This window comes from Pseudomonas sp. MM211 (assembly GCF_020386635.1).
GTDB lineage: Bacteria > Pseudomonadota > Gammaproteobacteria > Pseudomonadales > Pseudomonadaceae > Aquipseudomonas.
In genome coordinates this window covers 4197029-4210181 of the sequence record NZ_CP081942.1, presented here as the reverse complement: position 1 = coordinate 4210181, position 13153 = coordinate 4197029, and the positions used below count along the sequence as shown (strand labels likewise).

The window sequence follows — 13153 nt, the reverse complement described above, 5'->3', positions numbered from 1 at the left end:
AGAGTTTCTAGATATCCAGCACCAGCCGGCCGCTGTTACTGCTGGAGCAGCAGATCATCATGCTGCCGCGTTGAGCATGTTCCTCGGCCGAGTACACCGAGTCCGCGTGCAGCGGATCGCCTTCCACGACCTTCACTTCGCAGGCGCCGCAGATGCCTTGCTCGCAGGAGTACATGACATCGGCACCTGCCTCGAGTAGAGCACCGAGGATGGTTTCGCCCTTGCAGACCTGCACTTCGGTGCCCGAACGCGCGAGCACCACGGTGAAGGTTTCGCTAGCTGTGGCCGGTGGGCTGGCGCCCTGGAAGCGCTCGACGCGCACGTGCTCCAGGCCATGGGCGGCGCTCAGCGTCTCGAGGTCGGCGAGCATACGCAGCGGGCCGCAGCAATAGATCTCGGTGCGCGGGTCGACAGCGGTGAGGACGTCGGCGAGGGACTTGCGGCCCGCAGTGCCGGAGAAGTGCAGGGTCACGTCGTCGCTGCGTTCCAATGCATCGAGGAACAGCGTCTGCTCGGCAGCCCGGCTCCAGTAGTGCAGATGCACCCTGCGCCCGGCACCACGCAGCTCCGCGAGCATCGAGAACAGCGGCGTGATACCGATGCCACCGGCAAGCAGCAGCACCGGGGCATCGCCATCGGCGAGCGCGAAATGGTTGCGTGGCGGCTGCAGGACGAAGGTCTGGCCGACCCGTGCCTGATCGTGCAGCCAGCGCGAGCCGCCGAGGCCGTCGGCGTCGCGCTTGACCGCGACCACATAGCGTTCGGCGTCGCACAGCGGGGTGAGCAGCGAGTACGAGCGGATCTGCTCGTTGGGCAGCACGATGTCCAGGTGGGCGCCGGCCTGAACCGCAGCCAGGGGCTGGCCATTCAGCGGCTGGAACTCGTAGAGCACGATGTCCTGTGCCCCGTAGCGCATGGCCGTGAGGCGGAACGTCGGCGCGAGCGTTTCAGACGGTGCCATAGTTGATACCCATGCCGCGTAGCCAGGATCGGTACTTCATGCCGAGCAGGTCGGTGCTGTGGTGCAGCTCCTGGCGCAGGTCGGTGGGGATGCGCTCGGGGCGTTGGGTGTCGACAATCGCGCTGTCCTGGGCGTAGACCAGATCCTGGCGGCGGCGCACGTCTTCATCGCTGGGCATCGGGTCGAAGTTCATGGCGCAGCAGATGCGCACGATGCTGCGCGTCTCGCTGACCTGCTGCATGGTGAAGAAGGTGCAGAAGCGGTCGTTCTCGTTACCTTCATGAGCGCGCAGCGGGTCGGAAATGATCAGGCGCTTCTTGAAATAGGCCACGCCCGGGCGCAGGCACTTGTAGGCGTAGTAGGCGATGACGGGCACCTGGCGCGGGTCGCCATAGGGCTGGGTGACCTGTACTTCCGAGGTGGCCAGCACGCCATCCTCTTCCCACACCCGGTACTGACCGATGGGATCCGGTGCGTCCATCAGGCCGTTGACGCCAGCGTGTACGAAGGGAAAGTGGGTCGGGTCGATGAAGTTCTCCAGCGCGCGGTAGCCGGATTTGAACTCGTAAGGCCCGCAGACCACTTTCTTGTAGCTGTCGTCGAGCCATTCGGGGAAGGCGGCGATATCCTGTGCCGGCTCACCCAGGCAGGTCCAGATGAAACCGTAGGCCTCCTTCACATGGTGAGCGATGGCCTTGGCCTTTTTCATCGGCGTTTCGTTGGGCGATGCCGGAATCAGCGTGCACTGCGCGCTGCCGTCGTAGTTCCAGCCGTGGTACGGGCAGATCACCTTGTCGGACGCGATGAAGCCTTTGGACAGGCGCGCGCCACGATGAATGCACAGGTCTTCCCAGACATAGGCCTGGCCCTTGGAGTCCCGCCAGATCACCAGATCACGGTCGAACAGGGTGGACGGATACAGCGTGCCCTCTACCACTTCCTCGCTGCTGGCGACCACATGCCAGTCATTGAGCAGGGCGGGTGCCAGCGGGGCGTCCAGGTTGTTGAGATGCTCTTTGCAATTCATGGGTCGAACTCCGTTCCTGCACATAAGGATTCCAGGCCGGCTAAGCGCTGGGATGAAAAGTCGCAGTGCGCGAATGTTTCCAATGGCCAATGAAAAGCAAGAGGTATGCCACGTTTTTTGTCTGCGCCTGCAACCCAGGCGGGGCGCAATCAGCCGATTTCCTTCAATACCGGGAGGGAGCGCTAAAGGCAGCGCACTGCTATATAAGCGTGCGCTATTTGAGTGGTATGCCACTTATATGGGCAGGTGTGGTAGTTTGACGGCGTAAATGCGAACAAGAAGCCTCCAGCTTTGACGGCATGATTCGTGCTGAGGGGAATTGTCGTTTGGCGTTTTGTGGTTAGCGCCGACGAGCCTGAGCGGGGTAGGGATAGCGCTGACGATTGCTGGCGCTGGTGGATCTGTCGAAACGTAACGACGCAACTGTTAATCATCAGCGAGTAGCCGGGAGCTACGGAGCGCAATATGGACAACCAAGAAGTAAAAGCCATGGTCGATGAGGCCGTCAGTCGCTCGAGCCTGTTGGGTCGACCTGGCTTTTTGATACGTCGCCTGCATCAGGTGCATTGCAGCCTGTTCCAGGAGGAAACCCGAGGCCATGACATCACGCCCGTGCAGTACAGCCTGCTCAGTTCACTGGGCATATTGGGCGAGATGGATCAGAACACCATCGCTCAGGCCATTGGTCTGGAGCGCACCAGTGTCGCCGAAGTGATTCCCCGCCTCGAAGCGCGGGGGTTGTTATTGCGCCGGCAGAGCGAGAAGGACAAGCGCGTCAAACTGGTGAAACTGGCGCGCAAGGGCAAAACCCTGGTCACGAAGATGAACGATGCCGTTCAGCGTGCCCATGACCGCACACTGGAGGCGCTGCCAGCCGAAGAGCGCGACCTGTTCATGCTCCAGCTGATCCGCCTGGTGGAGGCCAACAACGAGGTCAGAAGTGCTCCCTTGCGCCTGCAGCCTACAGAGACCGGCAACTGATCTCTGTATCAGGCGTCGAGCAAGCAGGCCAACGCGGCCTCAGCTCAGCTGACGTGCCAGGGCAAGCAGCGCACGGTCACTGCCGCGCGGGCCAATCAGCGAAACGCCCACCGGGCCGTCAGCGGTCTGCAGCAGCGGCACGGATACCTGGGGTAACCCGCCGACGCCGGCGATGGCGGTCATCCGCTGGGTCGCCAGGCGAATCTGCTCGACCTGCTCGTCGCTGGCCGTCAGGGCGATCGCCGGGCTGGGTGCAGTGGGCAGGCACAGCACGCCGTCATCGCCGAGCAGGGCATCCAGCTCTGCACGCAATATGCCGAGGCGTTTCTGCGCAGCGGTAGCATCCGTCTCACTGACGCGGCTGGCATTGGCGAAGCGCTCTTTCACCCCTGGGCCGAACTGCGGCTGGTGCTGGCTGATCCAGTTGCCGTATTCCTGCCAGGCTTCGAAGGCCTGCAAGGTGCGGAAATCGTTGGCGAAGTCGGCCAGCGACGGCAGTGCCTGCCAGCCATCACAGGGCAGCGGCAGGCGCGACAGTGTCAGCCAGCTGTTGAATTGCGCCAGCACCGCTTCGCCAGCCTCCTCACGCACGTTGCTGACCAGCAGCACACGTTGCAGGCGATGCTCACCCGCTGGCAACAGCACCTTGCCGACCCGTTCCAGGGTTTCGCCATCGCGGGCGAACCAGCCCAGGCAGTCGAAGCTGCGTGCCAGTTGCGCGCAATGTGCGTAGTCGAGTGCTCCGTGGCTGGGGCGCAGCCCGTAAATCCCGCAGTAGCTGGCTGGAATACGAATCGAGCCACCGGTATCGCTGCCCATGGCGAAATCCACCAGGCCTGCGGCCACCACCGATGCCGAGCCGCTCGACGAGCCACCCGCGGTTGCACCCGGCACGGCGGGGTTGGGTGGCGTGCCGTAGTGGACGTTGCTGCCGGCCAGGCTGTAGGTCAGCTCGTCGGTGTGAGTCTTGCCCGTCAGCGTGGCGCCCGCGGCCAGCAGTTGTTCGATCAGCGGCGAGGTGGTTTGCGCAGGCGAGTGGCTATCACGCCACAGCGGGTGACCGCAGCCGGTGCGGTGGCCAGCGATTGCCATCACGTCCTTGACCGCGAAGCTCAGGCCGTCGAGGGGGCCCGAACCGGTGGCGGCAAGATGGATCGGATCATCGGTGATCATTCCGTTGGCAAGCTTCATGGGCATGTTCCTGACAGTGAGCGATGAAAGATAACAGGTGAGCGAGCCCGACACGCATGGCGCGGATAGCCAGGCCGCCATTCATGCGCCTGCCGGGCAAATATCGCCGGCAAGCCGGCTCCTACAGATGCGATTTTCTGCATACCCCGTAGGAGCCCGCATGCGGGCGATCCCAGTGTTCAATCACGCCGCAAAGCTGGAGTAGGGCGGCAGGATCGAGGCGACGGCGTCGAAGCGCTCGCCATCTTTCAAGCAGAACGCCGGTGTCAGCAGGCGGTCGCTGTAGGCGGCGGTGCCTTCGTTGTCCTTCAACTGGAAGCGCCCACGTTCATCGTTGAGCACGCTGATGTCGGCCGGGTTGCCGATGGCCAGGGTGCCGAGGTCTTTCGGCAGCCCGAACACCTCCACCGGGTTGCAGGTGGCCATGGCCACCACATGGTTGATGTGCAAGCCCAGGGCCAGCATGCTGGTCATCGCCGAGGCCATGGAGAAGCGCTGCTTGCCGAAGAACATGTGCTCGGTATCCGAGTGCTCTTTCGGTGTGCCCGGCGGCGCGGGTACCAGGGTGTTGTAGCCGTGCATGTCGGCGCCGAGGGTGTCGGGAATCACGCCGCCATCGAGAACGATGCGCGCGCACTGGAAGCTGAAGTGCGAGCCGTGACCGACATCCACCTTCAGCCCCATGTCCCTGGCCAGGGTCATGAAGGGGTGCAGCTTGCCGTCGGCGCTGACCACGCCGCCCGGATGACGGGAGAACGGGTGGGCGAGGATATCGCCAGCTTTGAGCATCGGCACCACATCGGCGAGGATCGAGTCGGGATGCACCGGGCTCGGGTCTCCCGGGCTTGGCCACAGCTGGCCGAAGTGAATGTACAGCGGCATGCCGGCGCGCCGGGAGATCTCCGCGCTCATCGCCATCACATCGCTGCCCCAGCGTTCAAAACCGCCCAGTTCGGCGTGGGCCTTGAAGCCCTTGATGATGTCGGTATTGGCCAGCGCCGCGCGCACGGTCGCGTCGACGTCCACGCACTCCGGGGTATACAGGCTGGGGTAGAAATGGCCCTCCAGGCCGCCGACCAGATAGGCCGACAGGTAGGCGAATACGCGGGTTTTCTTGGCCTTGACCACATGCTCGCGGAACGCCGGCAGCGTCATGCACGATGGCCCGCCCTGGTCGATCAGGGTGGTCACCCCCGAATGCACGCCAGCGAGGTCGGCATCCAGGCCGAAGCGGCCGGTCACGTATTCGAAGACGTGGCCGTGGGTGTCGATCAGGCCGGGCGTAACCAGCTTGCCGCTGACATCGATCACCGTGGTTGCCGCACCGGCAGCGCCAGGCGCGGTGATCGCCTCGATACGACCATTGCTGATGGCGATGTCGAAATTCCCGTCGTAGCCCTGGGCGGGGTCGATCAGGTAACCACCTTTGAGGATCACATCAGCCATTGTTCTTCACCTTCTACTAGTTGCGAACCCAACACTGCGTTGAGGTATGCCCAAGAGGGTGCAACGGCTGTGCCATTTATCCCATTCCAGTTTCTATTTAAATCTCAAGATATTGATAAATATAGATTTATTAGTTTATTTATAGCGGGGTATACCACTCTTTATGGTTGCTGGCGGCGAATCTAAATTGCCACTTTACGAACTAAAGTGGGGTATGCCACCTATTTGTGCCTTGTTTTGATGCAGGCGTGATACGCCCTTGAATGGGCTCATGCGCAGCTAGAGCGCAAGCCTGCCTTCGCCTCGAGCAGAACGTGACTGCAGGCAAGGGGCTCGAGTGAATGAAGTCTCGCCCATTTAAGTGGCATACCACCCATATCGCGAGCGCTGTTGGGGCGAACAATGCACATGATTCAGCTATCAAAAAACCTGAAAATTAATTAAATATTTGATTATTAAGCGTAAAAAATAAATGGCATGCCACTTGCTTTGACCCTTGTGCTGCGCCGGCCGTGGTTTTGCGTGCCCGCATTGATGTCAACGTCAATAACTAGAAGGAAGTCAGCATGTCAGCAATTCGCGACCTTATTTGCTCCACGGCTGTTGCCAAGGGGCACGTTGGTAAATCTCTTTCGGCTATCGCGCTGGCACTGGCGACCACCATCGGCGCCGTATCCATCAGCCAGGCCATGACCGCTGAAGAGGTGAAGGCTCGGGGCTACGTCGTGGTCGCCACTGAAGATGACTACCGTCCCTTCGAATTCATGGAGAACGGCAAGTCGACCGGCTACGACAACGAACTCAAGGACTTGGTGGAAAAGGAAACCGGCCTGGAACTGCGTCAGCAGATCATGCCCTGGGCTGGCATCCTTTCCGGCGTCACCAGCGGCAAGTTCGACATGGCACTGTCTGCAGTCATGGTCACCGCCGAACGCAAGCAGAGCTTCGACTACACCACGCCAACGGCTGAATCGGCGACCTACTACGGGGTTAAGAAGGGCAGCTCGATCAAGACCGCTGAAGACCTGATCGGCAAGGTGGTCGGCGCTGAAACCGGTAGTGCCTTCCTGGCCGAACTCAAGGCATTCGACGCCAAACTCAAGGCCAGCAAAGGCGAGGGCGTGAAGAAAATCATGGAGTACCACGGCTATCCCGAGGCTTATCAGGATCTGGCCCAAGGCCGTATCGATGCAGTGGTCAATACCGATCTGACCTTGCGTGCGCTGGTCAAGGAGCGTGGCGATGTGTTCGAGCTGGGGCAGCCGATCGGTGAGCCTGGCCACAAAGCCTGGGCCGTCAAGAAAGGCAACGATGGCGTACTTGAGGTGATCAACAACGCACTGCTGAAAATCCGTGAAAGCGGTGAGATGTATCGCCTGCAGGAAAAATGGTTGGGCGTGCGCTTCGAGAACATGCCGCTTAACGTGAACTGATAAAGCCATCATGAATGCATACGACTACTGGAGCATCCTGCAGGGTGCCTTTGCCACGGTGGGTGTGTCGCTGGTAGGAATCGTTATTGGCATTCCTCTGGGGCTGGGCCTGGCGCTGGTGCGCTGGGCCCGGATCCCGGTAGCCCGGCAACTGGCCTTCGTCTACGTCAGCATCATCAGATCCTGCCCTGCGGTGACCCTGATTCTGCTGGTGTACTTCGGCCTGCCGCAGTTCGGCATTTCGCTGAGCCCGCTGCTCGCCGCACTGATTTCCCTTTCGGTCACCGCCGCTGCATTCAACTGCGAGATATGGCGCGCGGCCTTGCTGGCCTTCGATCGACAGCAGTACGACGCGGCGCTTGCCTTCGGCATGCCGCGGCGCATGCGGGTGATGCGCATCGTGCTGCCCCAGGTTTGGCAGTCGAGCCTGCCCGGGCTGGTCAACGAGATGACCATGCTGGTGAAGTCCAGCCCGGCCATCGCGGTGATCGGCATGGTCGAGATCACCCGTGCAGCCCAGCGCGTGGGCGCCAGAACCTATGACCCATTGCCGCCGTTGCTGGTGGGGCTGTGCCTGTACGTGGCGATCATCTTTCTGCTGGTCAGGCTGCAACGTCGCCTGGAGCGCAACGTCCAGGGTCAGGAGGCCGCCGTATGAACCTCAGCGATTTCATCACCGTCTGGCAGCACTATCCGTCCATTCTGGAAGGCTTCATGAACACCCTGGTGTTCATCCTGATCGCCGGTAGCGTGTCGCTGCTGCTGGGGATTCTGCTCACTCCGCTGCTGATGTCGAATCGCGTGTTCATTGGTCGCAGCGCTTCGTTCTACTGCGAGTGCATGCGCTGCACGCCGTTCCTGCTGCTGGTGTACCTGATCTATTTCGGGCTGCCATCCGGGGGTATCCAGCTGAGCAACTGGGTGTCGGGCATCGTCGCGCTGATCATCTACAACACCGCCTACATGGCGATCATCCTCAAGGGCGCCTGGAAGGATCTGCCCCACGACACCATCGAGGCGGGCAGGGCGTTCGGCTTCCACGGCTTCGGCCTGCTGCGGCGCATCATCATGCCGCCGGTGCTGCTGCGCGCGACACCGATGATCGGCAACCAGATGATCCAGATCGTCAAGGACAGCGCCTTTCTGGGAATCATCGCCGTGACCGAGCTGACGGCGGCGATCAACGCCATTCAGTCGACCTACTTCATTCCCTTCGCCAGCTTCCTGTCGGCGGTGCTGATGTACTGGGTGATCTGTCTGGCCATCGAATTGCTCACCAACCTATTTACCCGTTACGCCGAGGTGCGCCGCGCATGAGCAGTCTTATGAACAACGTGGATACACCCGCAACGACCAAGGTGCTACAGGTGCAGGGCGTGTCCAAGTCCTTTGGCGCCAACCGCGTACTGGCAGATGTCTCCCTGGATTTGGAGCGTGGCGAAGTGCTGTGCCTGCTCGGGCCGTCGGGCTGCGGCAAGTCGACCCTGCTGCGCTGTATCAACTGGCTGGAGACGCCGGACGCCGGCAGCATCCGTCTCAACTCCAAGCGCTTCGGTGCACACAAGGGCGGCGCGCGGATCGGCGATGCCGAACTGGCGCAGATGCGCTCGCGCATCGGTATGGTGTTCCAGCACTTCGCCCTGTGGCCGCACCTGACCGTACTGGGCAACATCATGGAAGCCCCGGTGCACGTGCAGAAGCGCAACCGCAAGGAGGTGCATGACGAGGCCATGGCGCTGCTCGCCAAAGTCGGGCTTGCCGACAAGGCCAACATGTTCCCGTCGCGGCTCTCGGGCGGGCAGAAACAGCGGGTCGGCATTGCCCGTGCGCTGGCCATGAAGCCGGACGTGCTGTTGTTCGACGAACCCACCAGCGCCCTCGACCCGATGCTGGTCGGCGAGGTGTTGGAGGTGATGCGCGATCTGGCCGCCGAGGGTGCGACCATGGTGATCGTCACCCATGAAATGGAGTTCGCCCGGCAGGTCGCCAGCCGGATCATCTTCATGGATGGCGGCCACATCGTTGAAAGCGGCTTGCCGGAAGCCTTCTTCAGTGCCCCGCAAACGGCCCGCGCCCAGCAGTTTCTGGCGCCGTTCCGGCAGCGAGCCTGAGCTGTATCGTTGGCCGCGATCACTGGTGCCTGGCGACGCTCAGGCGTTATGCTGCGCGGCTCAGCTCATTGCCGGAACCCCCATGCTGGTCATTTCCAACAGCATCCATCTGCCTGACGACGAAGTCGAACTCACCGCCATCCGCGCCCAGGGCGCGGGCGGGCAGAACGTCAACAAGGTGTCCAGCGCCATGCACCTGCGCTTCGACAGCCAGGCATCGTCACTGCCGCCGTTCTACAAGGAACGGCTGCTGGCCCTGCGTGACAGCCGCATCACTGCCGATGGCGTGGTGATCATCAAGGCGCAGCAATATCGCACCCAGGAACAGAACCGCGCTGACGCCCTGGAGCGCCTGTCCGAGCTAATCCGTTCTGCGGGCAAAACCGAAAAGGCTCGCCGCCCGACCAAGCCGACCCTCGGTTCCAAGAAGCGTCGGCTGGAAGGCAAGACCAAGCGCGGGGCGATCAAAGCGGGCAGGGGCAAGGTCGACTTCTAATCCCAGTGCGGCGCGAACCCCGGGTTGGCCAGTCGCTCACCGCGCTCCAGCTTGGCGATGGCAGCCATGTCCTGCTCGCTGAGTGTCAGCTTCAATGCGCCCAGGTTGCTTTCCAGGTTGGCCCGTTTGGTGGATGACGGAATCACCGCGAAACCCTGCTGTAGCGCCCAGGCCAGTGCGACCTGTGCTGGATTGGCGGCGTGTTTGGCGGCGATGTCCTGAATCACCGGATCGGTCATCACCTTGCCGTAGGCCAGTGGCATGTAGGCGGTCAGGTGCACGCCGTGTTCCTGGGCGAACTCCACCACCTTGCGGTTCTGCAGGAACGGGTGGATTTCCACCTGGTGGGTGGCGATCTGGTCAGCGCCGACCACCTCCATTGCCTGTTGAAGATGCGCGTTGGTGAAGTTGGACACACCGATCAGCGCGGTCAGGCCAGCAGCCTTGGCCTCCAGCAGGGCTGCCATGTATTCGGCCACCTGCAGTTCGTCATTGGGCGATGGCCAATGGATCAGGGTCAGGTCGACCTGATCGAGGCGCAACTTGCGCAGGCTTTCTTCCAGGCTGGGGATCAGCTTGTCGGCGCCCAGGTTGTCGGTCCAGATCTTGGTGGTGACGAACAGTTCGCTGCGCGGCACGCCGCTTTCGGCGATGGCCTGGCCCACTTCGGCTTCGTTGCCGTAGATCTGTGCGGTATCGATATGCCGGTAGCCAAGCTCAAGGCCGGTGCGTACCGAATCGATCACCTGCTGATCCTTGAGGCGGAAGGTGCCGAGGCCGAGGGCGGGAATCTGTGGCATGTAAGTCTCCTGTTGAATGGACAGCTGTCTGTAGCTGACAGCGATGCCCAAGGGTTGTTGCGCTGGATTCGTGAGCCAGTATGTGCCGTGGACTTATGCGGAAAAACCGCGTTTCATGCAGAACATATTTGCGCCGCAATCACGAATGGTCGCCATGAAAACCACTCTCGACGAACTCCTTGCCTTCAGCACCGTGGTGGCCAGCGGCTCCATCAGCGCCGCCGCGCAGCAGTTGGGGCAGACCGCTTCGGGCATCAGCCGTGCCCTCAGCCGACTGGAAGAAAAGCTCGATGTAACGTTGCTGCAGCGCACCACCCGGCGCCTGGAACTGACCGAGGAGGGCCACGCCTTTCTCGCCCAGGCGCGGCGCATTGTGGCCAGTGTCGAGGAGGCCGAGGAGCAGATGCGCGTGCGTAGGCAGACGCCGGCCGGGCGCTTGCGCGTCAACGCTGCCGCGCCGTTCGTGCTGCATGCGGTGGTGCCGCTGGTCAAAGGCTTTCGCGAGCGCTACCCGAATATCCAGCTGGAGCTGCACAGCAGCGATGAAATCATCGACCTGATTGAACAGCGCACCGACGTGGCCATCCGCATCGGCCCGCTGCGCGACTCCACCCTGCATGCCCGGCCGCTGGGCAGCAATCGCATCCGCGTGCTGGCCAGCCCGGTTTATCTGCAGGAGCAGGGCGTGCCCGCCAGTGTCGAGGCGCTGAGTGAGCACAGCCTGCTCGGCTTCACCCAGCCGGAGAGCCTCAACCTGTGGCCGCTGCGCCATGAACACGGCGACCGCTACGCCATCGAGCCCAGCCTGCAGGCCTCCAGTGGCGAGACGCTACGCCAACTGGCCTTGAGCGGCGCAGGGATCGTTTGCCTGGCGGACTTCATGACCCACCGCGACCGTGCGTGCGGCGAGCTGGTGCAGATCCTCGCGGAGCACACCGTGGAGATTCGCCAGCCGATCCATGCCGTGTACTACCGCAACACCGCACTCACGTCACGCATCACCTGTTTTCTTGATTATCTGAGCAGCGAGCTGGGCCAGACGCTTTGAGTTTCACGTGCTCGCAAAGGCGTGAAATACAGAGTGATTCGGGCTGGTTTTCGCTGAAGCCGGGCGCGGGCCGAGTGCCCGGATTACCTGGGCTGCAGCACATGTCCAAGTGGTCGTATATATAGGTGGAACTGGCCGAGTGCCACACGGGTCTAGGATGATGGTTGATAAGGAGATACCAAAATGACCAAGTCCCCGTTCTTTCGTCGTCTGGCTGCCATGTTGGCAGTGTTCCATGTCCTGATGATCGCCCAGGTTCCACTCGCCAATGCCGCGATGATCGGTACGGGTGAAGTGCTCACCGAGCAGCAACAGCAGGTCGACCGTCAGCAGCTGCTGTCGATGCTCGACGATCAGCAGGTCAAGGAAAAGCTGCTCGCCATGGGCGTCGAGCGTGATCAGGTGGAAAACCGCATCAACAACCTGACCAGCGCCGAACTGTCGCAATTCAATGCACAGCTCTCTGAAGCCCCGGCTGGTGCCGGTGTGGTCGGCATCATTGTGTTGTTCTTGGTGATCTTCATCATCACCGATATGCTCTGCGCCACAGACCTCTTCAGTTTCGTGAAATGCATAAATCGCTAAGACCGCTCCTCGCTTCACTTCTGATCGTCCTGCTCAGCGCGTGCGCCAGCTCTCCGGTACTTTTACCGGAGACCGAGCGCCTGCCTGAGCGGGTCGAGCTCAGCAGCGTTCCCTTCTATCCGCAGACCGCTTATCAGTGTGGCCCCGCCGCTTTGGCGACCATGCTCAATCAGCGCGGTGTGCTGACCACCCCAGGTTTCCTGCAGGATCAGGTCTATATCCCTGGCCGTGAAGGCAGCTTGCAGGTGGAAATGGTCGCAGCAGCGCGTTCTCACGATCTACTCGTTTACCCGCTCAAGCCCAGGCTCGATGCGCTGCTGGCCGAAGTGGCTGCCGGCAACCCGGTGCTGGTGCTGCAGAACCTGGCCTTCGACTGGTACCCGCAGTGGCACTTCGCGGTAGTGGTGGGTTACGACCGTCGTGAGCAGACGCTGATTCTGCGCTCTGGCACCACTCGCCGCTGGGTGACCGATTTCGCCGCGTTCGACAAGACCTGGGCGCGAGGCAGCCGCTGGGCCGTAGTGACCATGCCGCCAGATACTCTGCCAGCGACCGCCGAACCGACCGTATGGCTCAAGGCCGCTGCTGACTTGGAAGAGGTTGGCCGCAAGGATGTCGCCCAGCACGCCTATCGAACCGCCACCCAGCGTTGGCCGGAACAGGCCGTAGGCTGGTTCGCCCTGGCCAATAGCCGTTATGCCGGTGGTGATCTGCGCGGTGCCGAAGCGGCGTTACGCGAAAGCGTCAGCCGCCAGTCGGACTTCGCCGCAGGCTGGTTCAACCTGTCTCAGGTGCTCGATGAGCGCGGCTGCAAAGCCGAAGCCACCAGCGCCCGCCAATGCGCCCAGCGTATCGCCCCGGACGACAAGCGCTTCACCGTAATCGGCAAGCAAGGCACCGCATCAGGCCAGTGCACCGCCCCCACCGCGTGCCCGGCCCAGTAGTCCATCTCATCTGGCAAAACAAAACGGCGCTCGAGAGCGCCGTTTTGTATGGGGTTGGTGCATACCGCACGTGAACTGTCTCTTGTAGGGCGTATGGGCGCGCGTAGCTTGCACCCACCGTCAGGTTGAT

At 61.9% G+C, this 13153-nt stretch carries 14 protein-coding genes; 9 read left to right on the top strand and 5 right to left on the bottom strand.

All coding sequences use genetic code 11. The annotated features are described in order from the left end of the window. Positions 1-7: 7 nt before the first annotated feature. Together K5Q02_RS19365 and K5Q02_RS19360 are read right to left on the bottom strand one after the other, a co-directional pair. The gene (locus tag K5Q02_RS19365) at positions 8-961 is read right to left on the bottom strand and encodes a PDR/VanB family oxidoreductase (RefSeq protein WP_225833301.1); all 954 of its coding nucleotides are present in this window, start codon (positions 959-961) and stop codon (positions 8-10) included. Continuing rightward, positions 948-1988, bottom strand: a complete 1041-nt coding sequence (locus tag K5Q02_RS19360; protein WP_225833298.1) for an aromatic ring-hydroxylating oxygenase subunit alpha — start codon at positions 1986-1988, stop codon at positions 948-950. Before K5Q02_RS19360 ends, K5Q02_RS19365 begins: the two co-directional genes overlap by 14 nt. A gap of 465 nt (positions 1989-2453) precedes the next feature. Between K5Q02_RS19360 and K5Q02_RS19355 the strand changes: the two genes are divergently transcribed. Continuing rightward, on the top strand, positions 2454-2969 hold the full coding sequence (locus K5Q02_RS19355) for a MarR family winged helix-turn-helix transcriptional regulator (protein WP_225833295.1): 516 nt from the start codon (positions 2454-2456) through the stop codon (positions 2967-2969). Between the two features lie 39 nt (positions 2970-3008). Here K5Q02_RS19355 and K5Q02_RS19350 read toward each other — a convergent pair whose 3' ends face one another. Together K5Q02_RS19350 and K5Q02_RS19345 are read right to left on the bottom strand one after the other, a co-directional pair. Further along, a complete protein-coding gene (locus K5Q02_RS19350; protein WP_225833293.1) occupies positions 3009-4160 on the bottom strand; it encodes an amidase in 1152 nt (383 codons plus the stop codon). 183 nt (positions 4161-4343) lie between these two features. Next, the gene (locus K5Q02_RS19345; protein WP_225833290.1) at positions 4344-5606 is read right to left on the bottom strand and encodes an amidohydrolase/deacetylase family metallohydrolase; all 1263 of its coding nucleotides are present in this window, start codon (positions 5604-5606) and stop codon (positions 4344-4346) included. A 566-nt stretch (positions 5607-6172) separates the two neighbouring features. Here K5Q02_RS19345 and K5Q02_RS19340 point away from each other — a divergent pair. The 5 genes from K5Q02_RS19340 (at position 6173) to arfB (ending at position 9646) form a co-directional block, all read left to right on the top strand. Continuing rightward, positions 6173-7039: a transporter substrate-binding domain-containing protein gene (locus K5Q02_RS19340; protein ID WP_225833287.1), complete on the top strand. Its 867-nt coding sequence runs from the start codon at positions 6173-6175 to the stop codon at positions 7037-7039. Positions 7040-7049: 10 nt separating this feature from the next. After that, on the top strand, positions 7050-7697 hold the full coding sequence (locus K5Q02_RS19335; RefSeq protein ID WP_225833285.1) for an amino acid ABC transporter permease: 648 nt from the start codon (positions 7050-7052) through the stop codon (positions 7695-7697). Then, positions 7694-8356: an amino acid ABC transporter permease gene (locus K5Q02_RS19330; protein ID WP_225833283.1), complete on the top strand. Its 663-nt coding sequence runs from the start codon at positions 7694-7696 to the stop codon at positions 8354-8356. The genes K5Q02_RS19335 and K5Q02_RS19330 overlap by 4 nt, the downstream gene beginning before the upstream one ends. Further along, positions 8353-9150: an amino acid ABC transporter ATP-binding protein gene (locus K5Q02_RS19325; RefSeq protein ID WP_329959542.1), complete on the top strand. Its 798-nt coding sequence runs from the start codon at positions 8353-8355 to the stop codon at positions 9148-9150. The genes K5Q02_RS19330 and K5Q02_RS19325 overlap by 4 nt, the downstream gene beginning before the upstream one ends. 82 nt (positions 9151-9232) lie before the next feature. Next, on the top strand, positions 9233-9646 hold the full coding sequence (gene arfB, locus K5Q02_RS19320; protein WP_225833281.1) for an alternative ribosome rescue aminoacyl-tRNA hydrolase ArfB: 414 nt from the start codon (positions 9233-9235) through the stop codon (positions 9644-9646). Here the strand turns inward: arfB and dkgB are convergent. After that, the gene (dkgB, locus tag K5Q02_RS19315; protein WP_225833279.1) at positions 9643-10446 is read right to left on the bottom strand and encodes a 2,5-didehydrogluconate reductase DkgB; all 804 of its coding nucleotides are present in this window, start codon (positions 10444-10446) and stop codon (positions 9643-9645) included. The genes arfB and dkgB overlap by 4 nt on opposite strands. Positions 10447-10600: 154 nt before the next feature. On the opposite strand from dkgB, the gene K5Q02_RS19310 reads away from it, so the two are divergent. The 3 genes from K5Q02_RS19310 to K5Q02_RS19300 all read left to right on the top strand — a co-directional run bounded on the left by K5Q02_RS19310 (position 10601) and on the right by K5Q02_RS19300 (position 13023). After that, on the top strand, positions 10601-11494 hold the full coding sequence (locus K5Q02_RS19310) for a LysR family transcriptional regulator (protein ID WP_225833277.1): 894 nt from the start codon (positions 10601-10603) through the stop codon (positions 11492-11494). 183 nt (positions 11495-11677) lie between these two features. Continuing rightward, on the top strand, positions 11678-12079 hold the full coding sequence (locus K5Q02_RS19305) for a PA2779 family protein (protein ID WP_042552865.1): 402 nt from the start codon (positions 11678-11680) through the stop codon (positions 12077-12079). Then, complete coding sequence (locus tag K5Q02_RS19300; protein WP_225833275.1) at positions 12064-13023, top strand: PA2778 family cysteine peptidase; 960 nt, start codon at positions 12064-12066, stop codon at positions 13021-13023. Before K5Q02_RS19305 ends, K5Q02_RS19300 begins: the two co-directional genes overlap by 16 nt. Positions 13024-13153: the final 130 nt, after the last annotated feature.

Coding starts and splice junctions, on each gene's coding strand:
- K5Q02_RS19365 (WP_225833301.1), bottom strand. CDS start 961: ATGGCACCGTCTGAAACGCTCGCGCCGACGTTCCGCCTCACGGCCATG.
- K5Q02_RS19360 (WP_225833298.1), bottom strand. CDS start 1,988: ATGAATTGCAAAGAGCATCTCAACAACCTGGACGCCCCGCTGGCACCC.
- K5Q02_RS19355 (WP_225833295.1), top strand. CDS start 2,454: ATGGACAACCAAGAAGTAAAAGCCATGGTCGATGAGGCCGTCAGTCGC.
- K5Q02_RS19350 (WP_225833293.1), bottom strand. CDS start 4,160: ATGAAGCTTGCCAACGGAATGATCACCGATGATCCGATCCATCTTGCC.
- K5Q02_RS19345 (WP_225833290.1), bottom strand. CDS start 5,606: ATGGCTGATGTGATCCTCAAAGGTGGTTACCTGATCGACCCCGCCCAG.
- K5Q02_RS19340 (WP_225833287.1), top strand. CDS start 6,173: ATGTCAGCAATTCGCGACCTTATTTGCTCCACGGCTGTTGCCAAGGGG.
- K5Q02_RS19335 (WP_225833285.1), top strand. CDS start 7,050: ATGAATGCATACGACTACTGGAGCATCCTGCAGGGTGCCTTTGCCACG.
- K5Q02_RS19330 (WP_225833283.1), top strand. CDS start 7,694: ATGAACCTCAGCGATTTCATCACCGTCTGGCAGCACTATCCGTCCATT.
- K5Q02_RS19325 (WP_329959542.1), top strand. CDS start 8,353: ATGAGCAGTCTTATGAACAACGTGGATACACCCGCAACGACCAAGGTG.
- arfB (WP_225833281.1), top strand. CDS start 9,233: ATGCTGGTCATTTCCAACAGCATCCATCTGCCTGACGACGAAGTCGAA.
- dkgB (WP_225833279.1), bottom strand. CDS start 10,446: ATGCCACAGATTCCCGCCCTCGGCCTCGGCACCTTCCGCCTCAAGGAT.
- K5Q02_RS19310 (WP_225833277.1), top strand. CDS start 10,601: ATGAAAACCACTCTCGACGAACTCCTTGCCTTCAGCACCGTGGTGGCC.
- K5Q02_RS19305 (WP_042552865.1), top strand. CDS start 11,678: ATGACCAAGTCCCCGTTCTTTCGTCGTCTGGCTGCCATGTTGGCAGTG.
- K5Q02_RS19300 (WP_225833275.1), top strand. CDS start 12,064: ATGCATAAATCGCTAAGACCGCTCCTCGCTTCACTTCTGATCGTCCTG.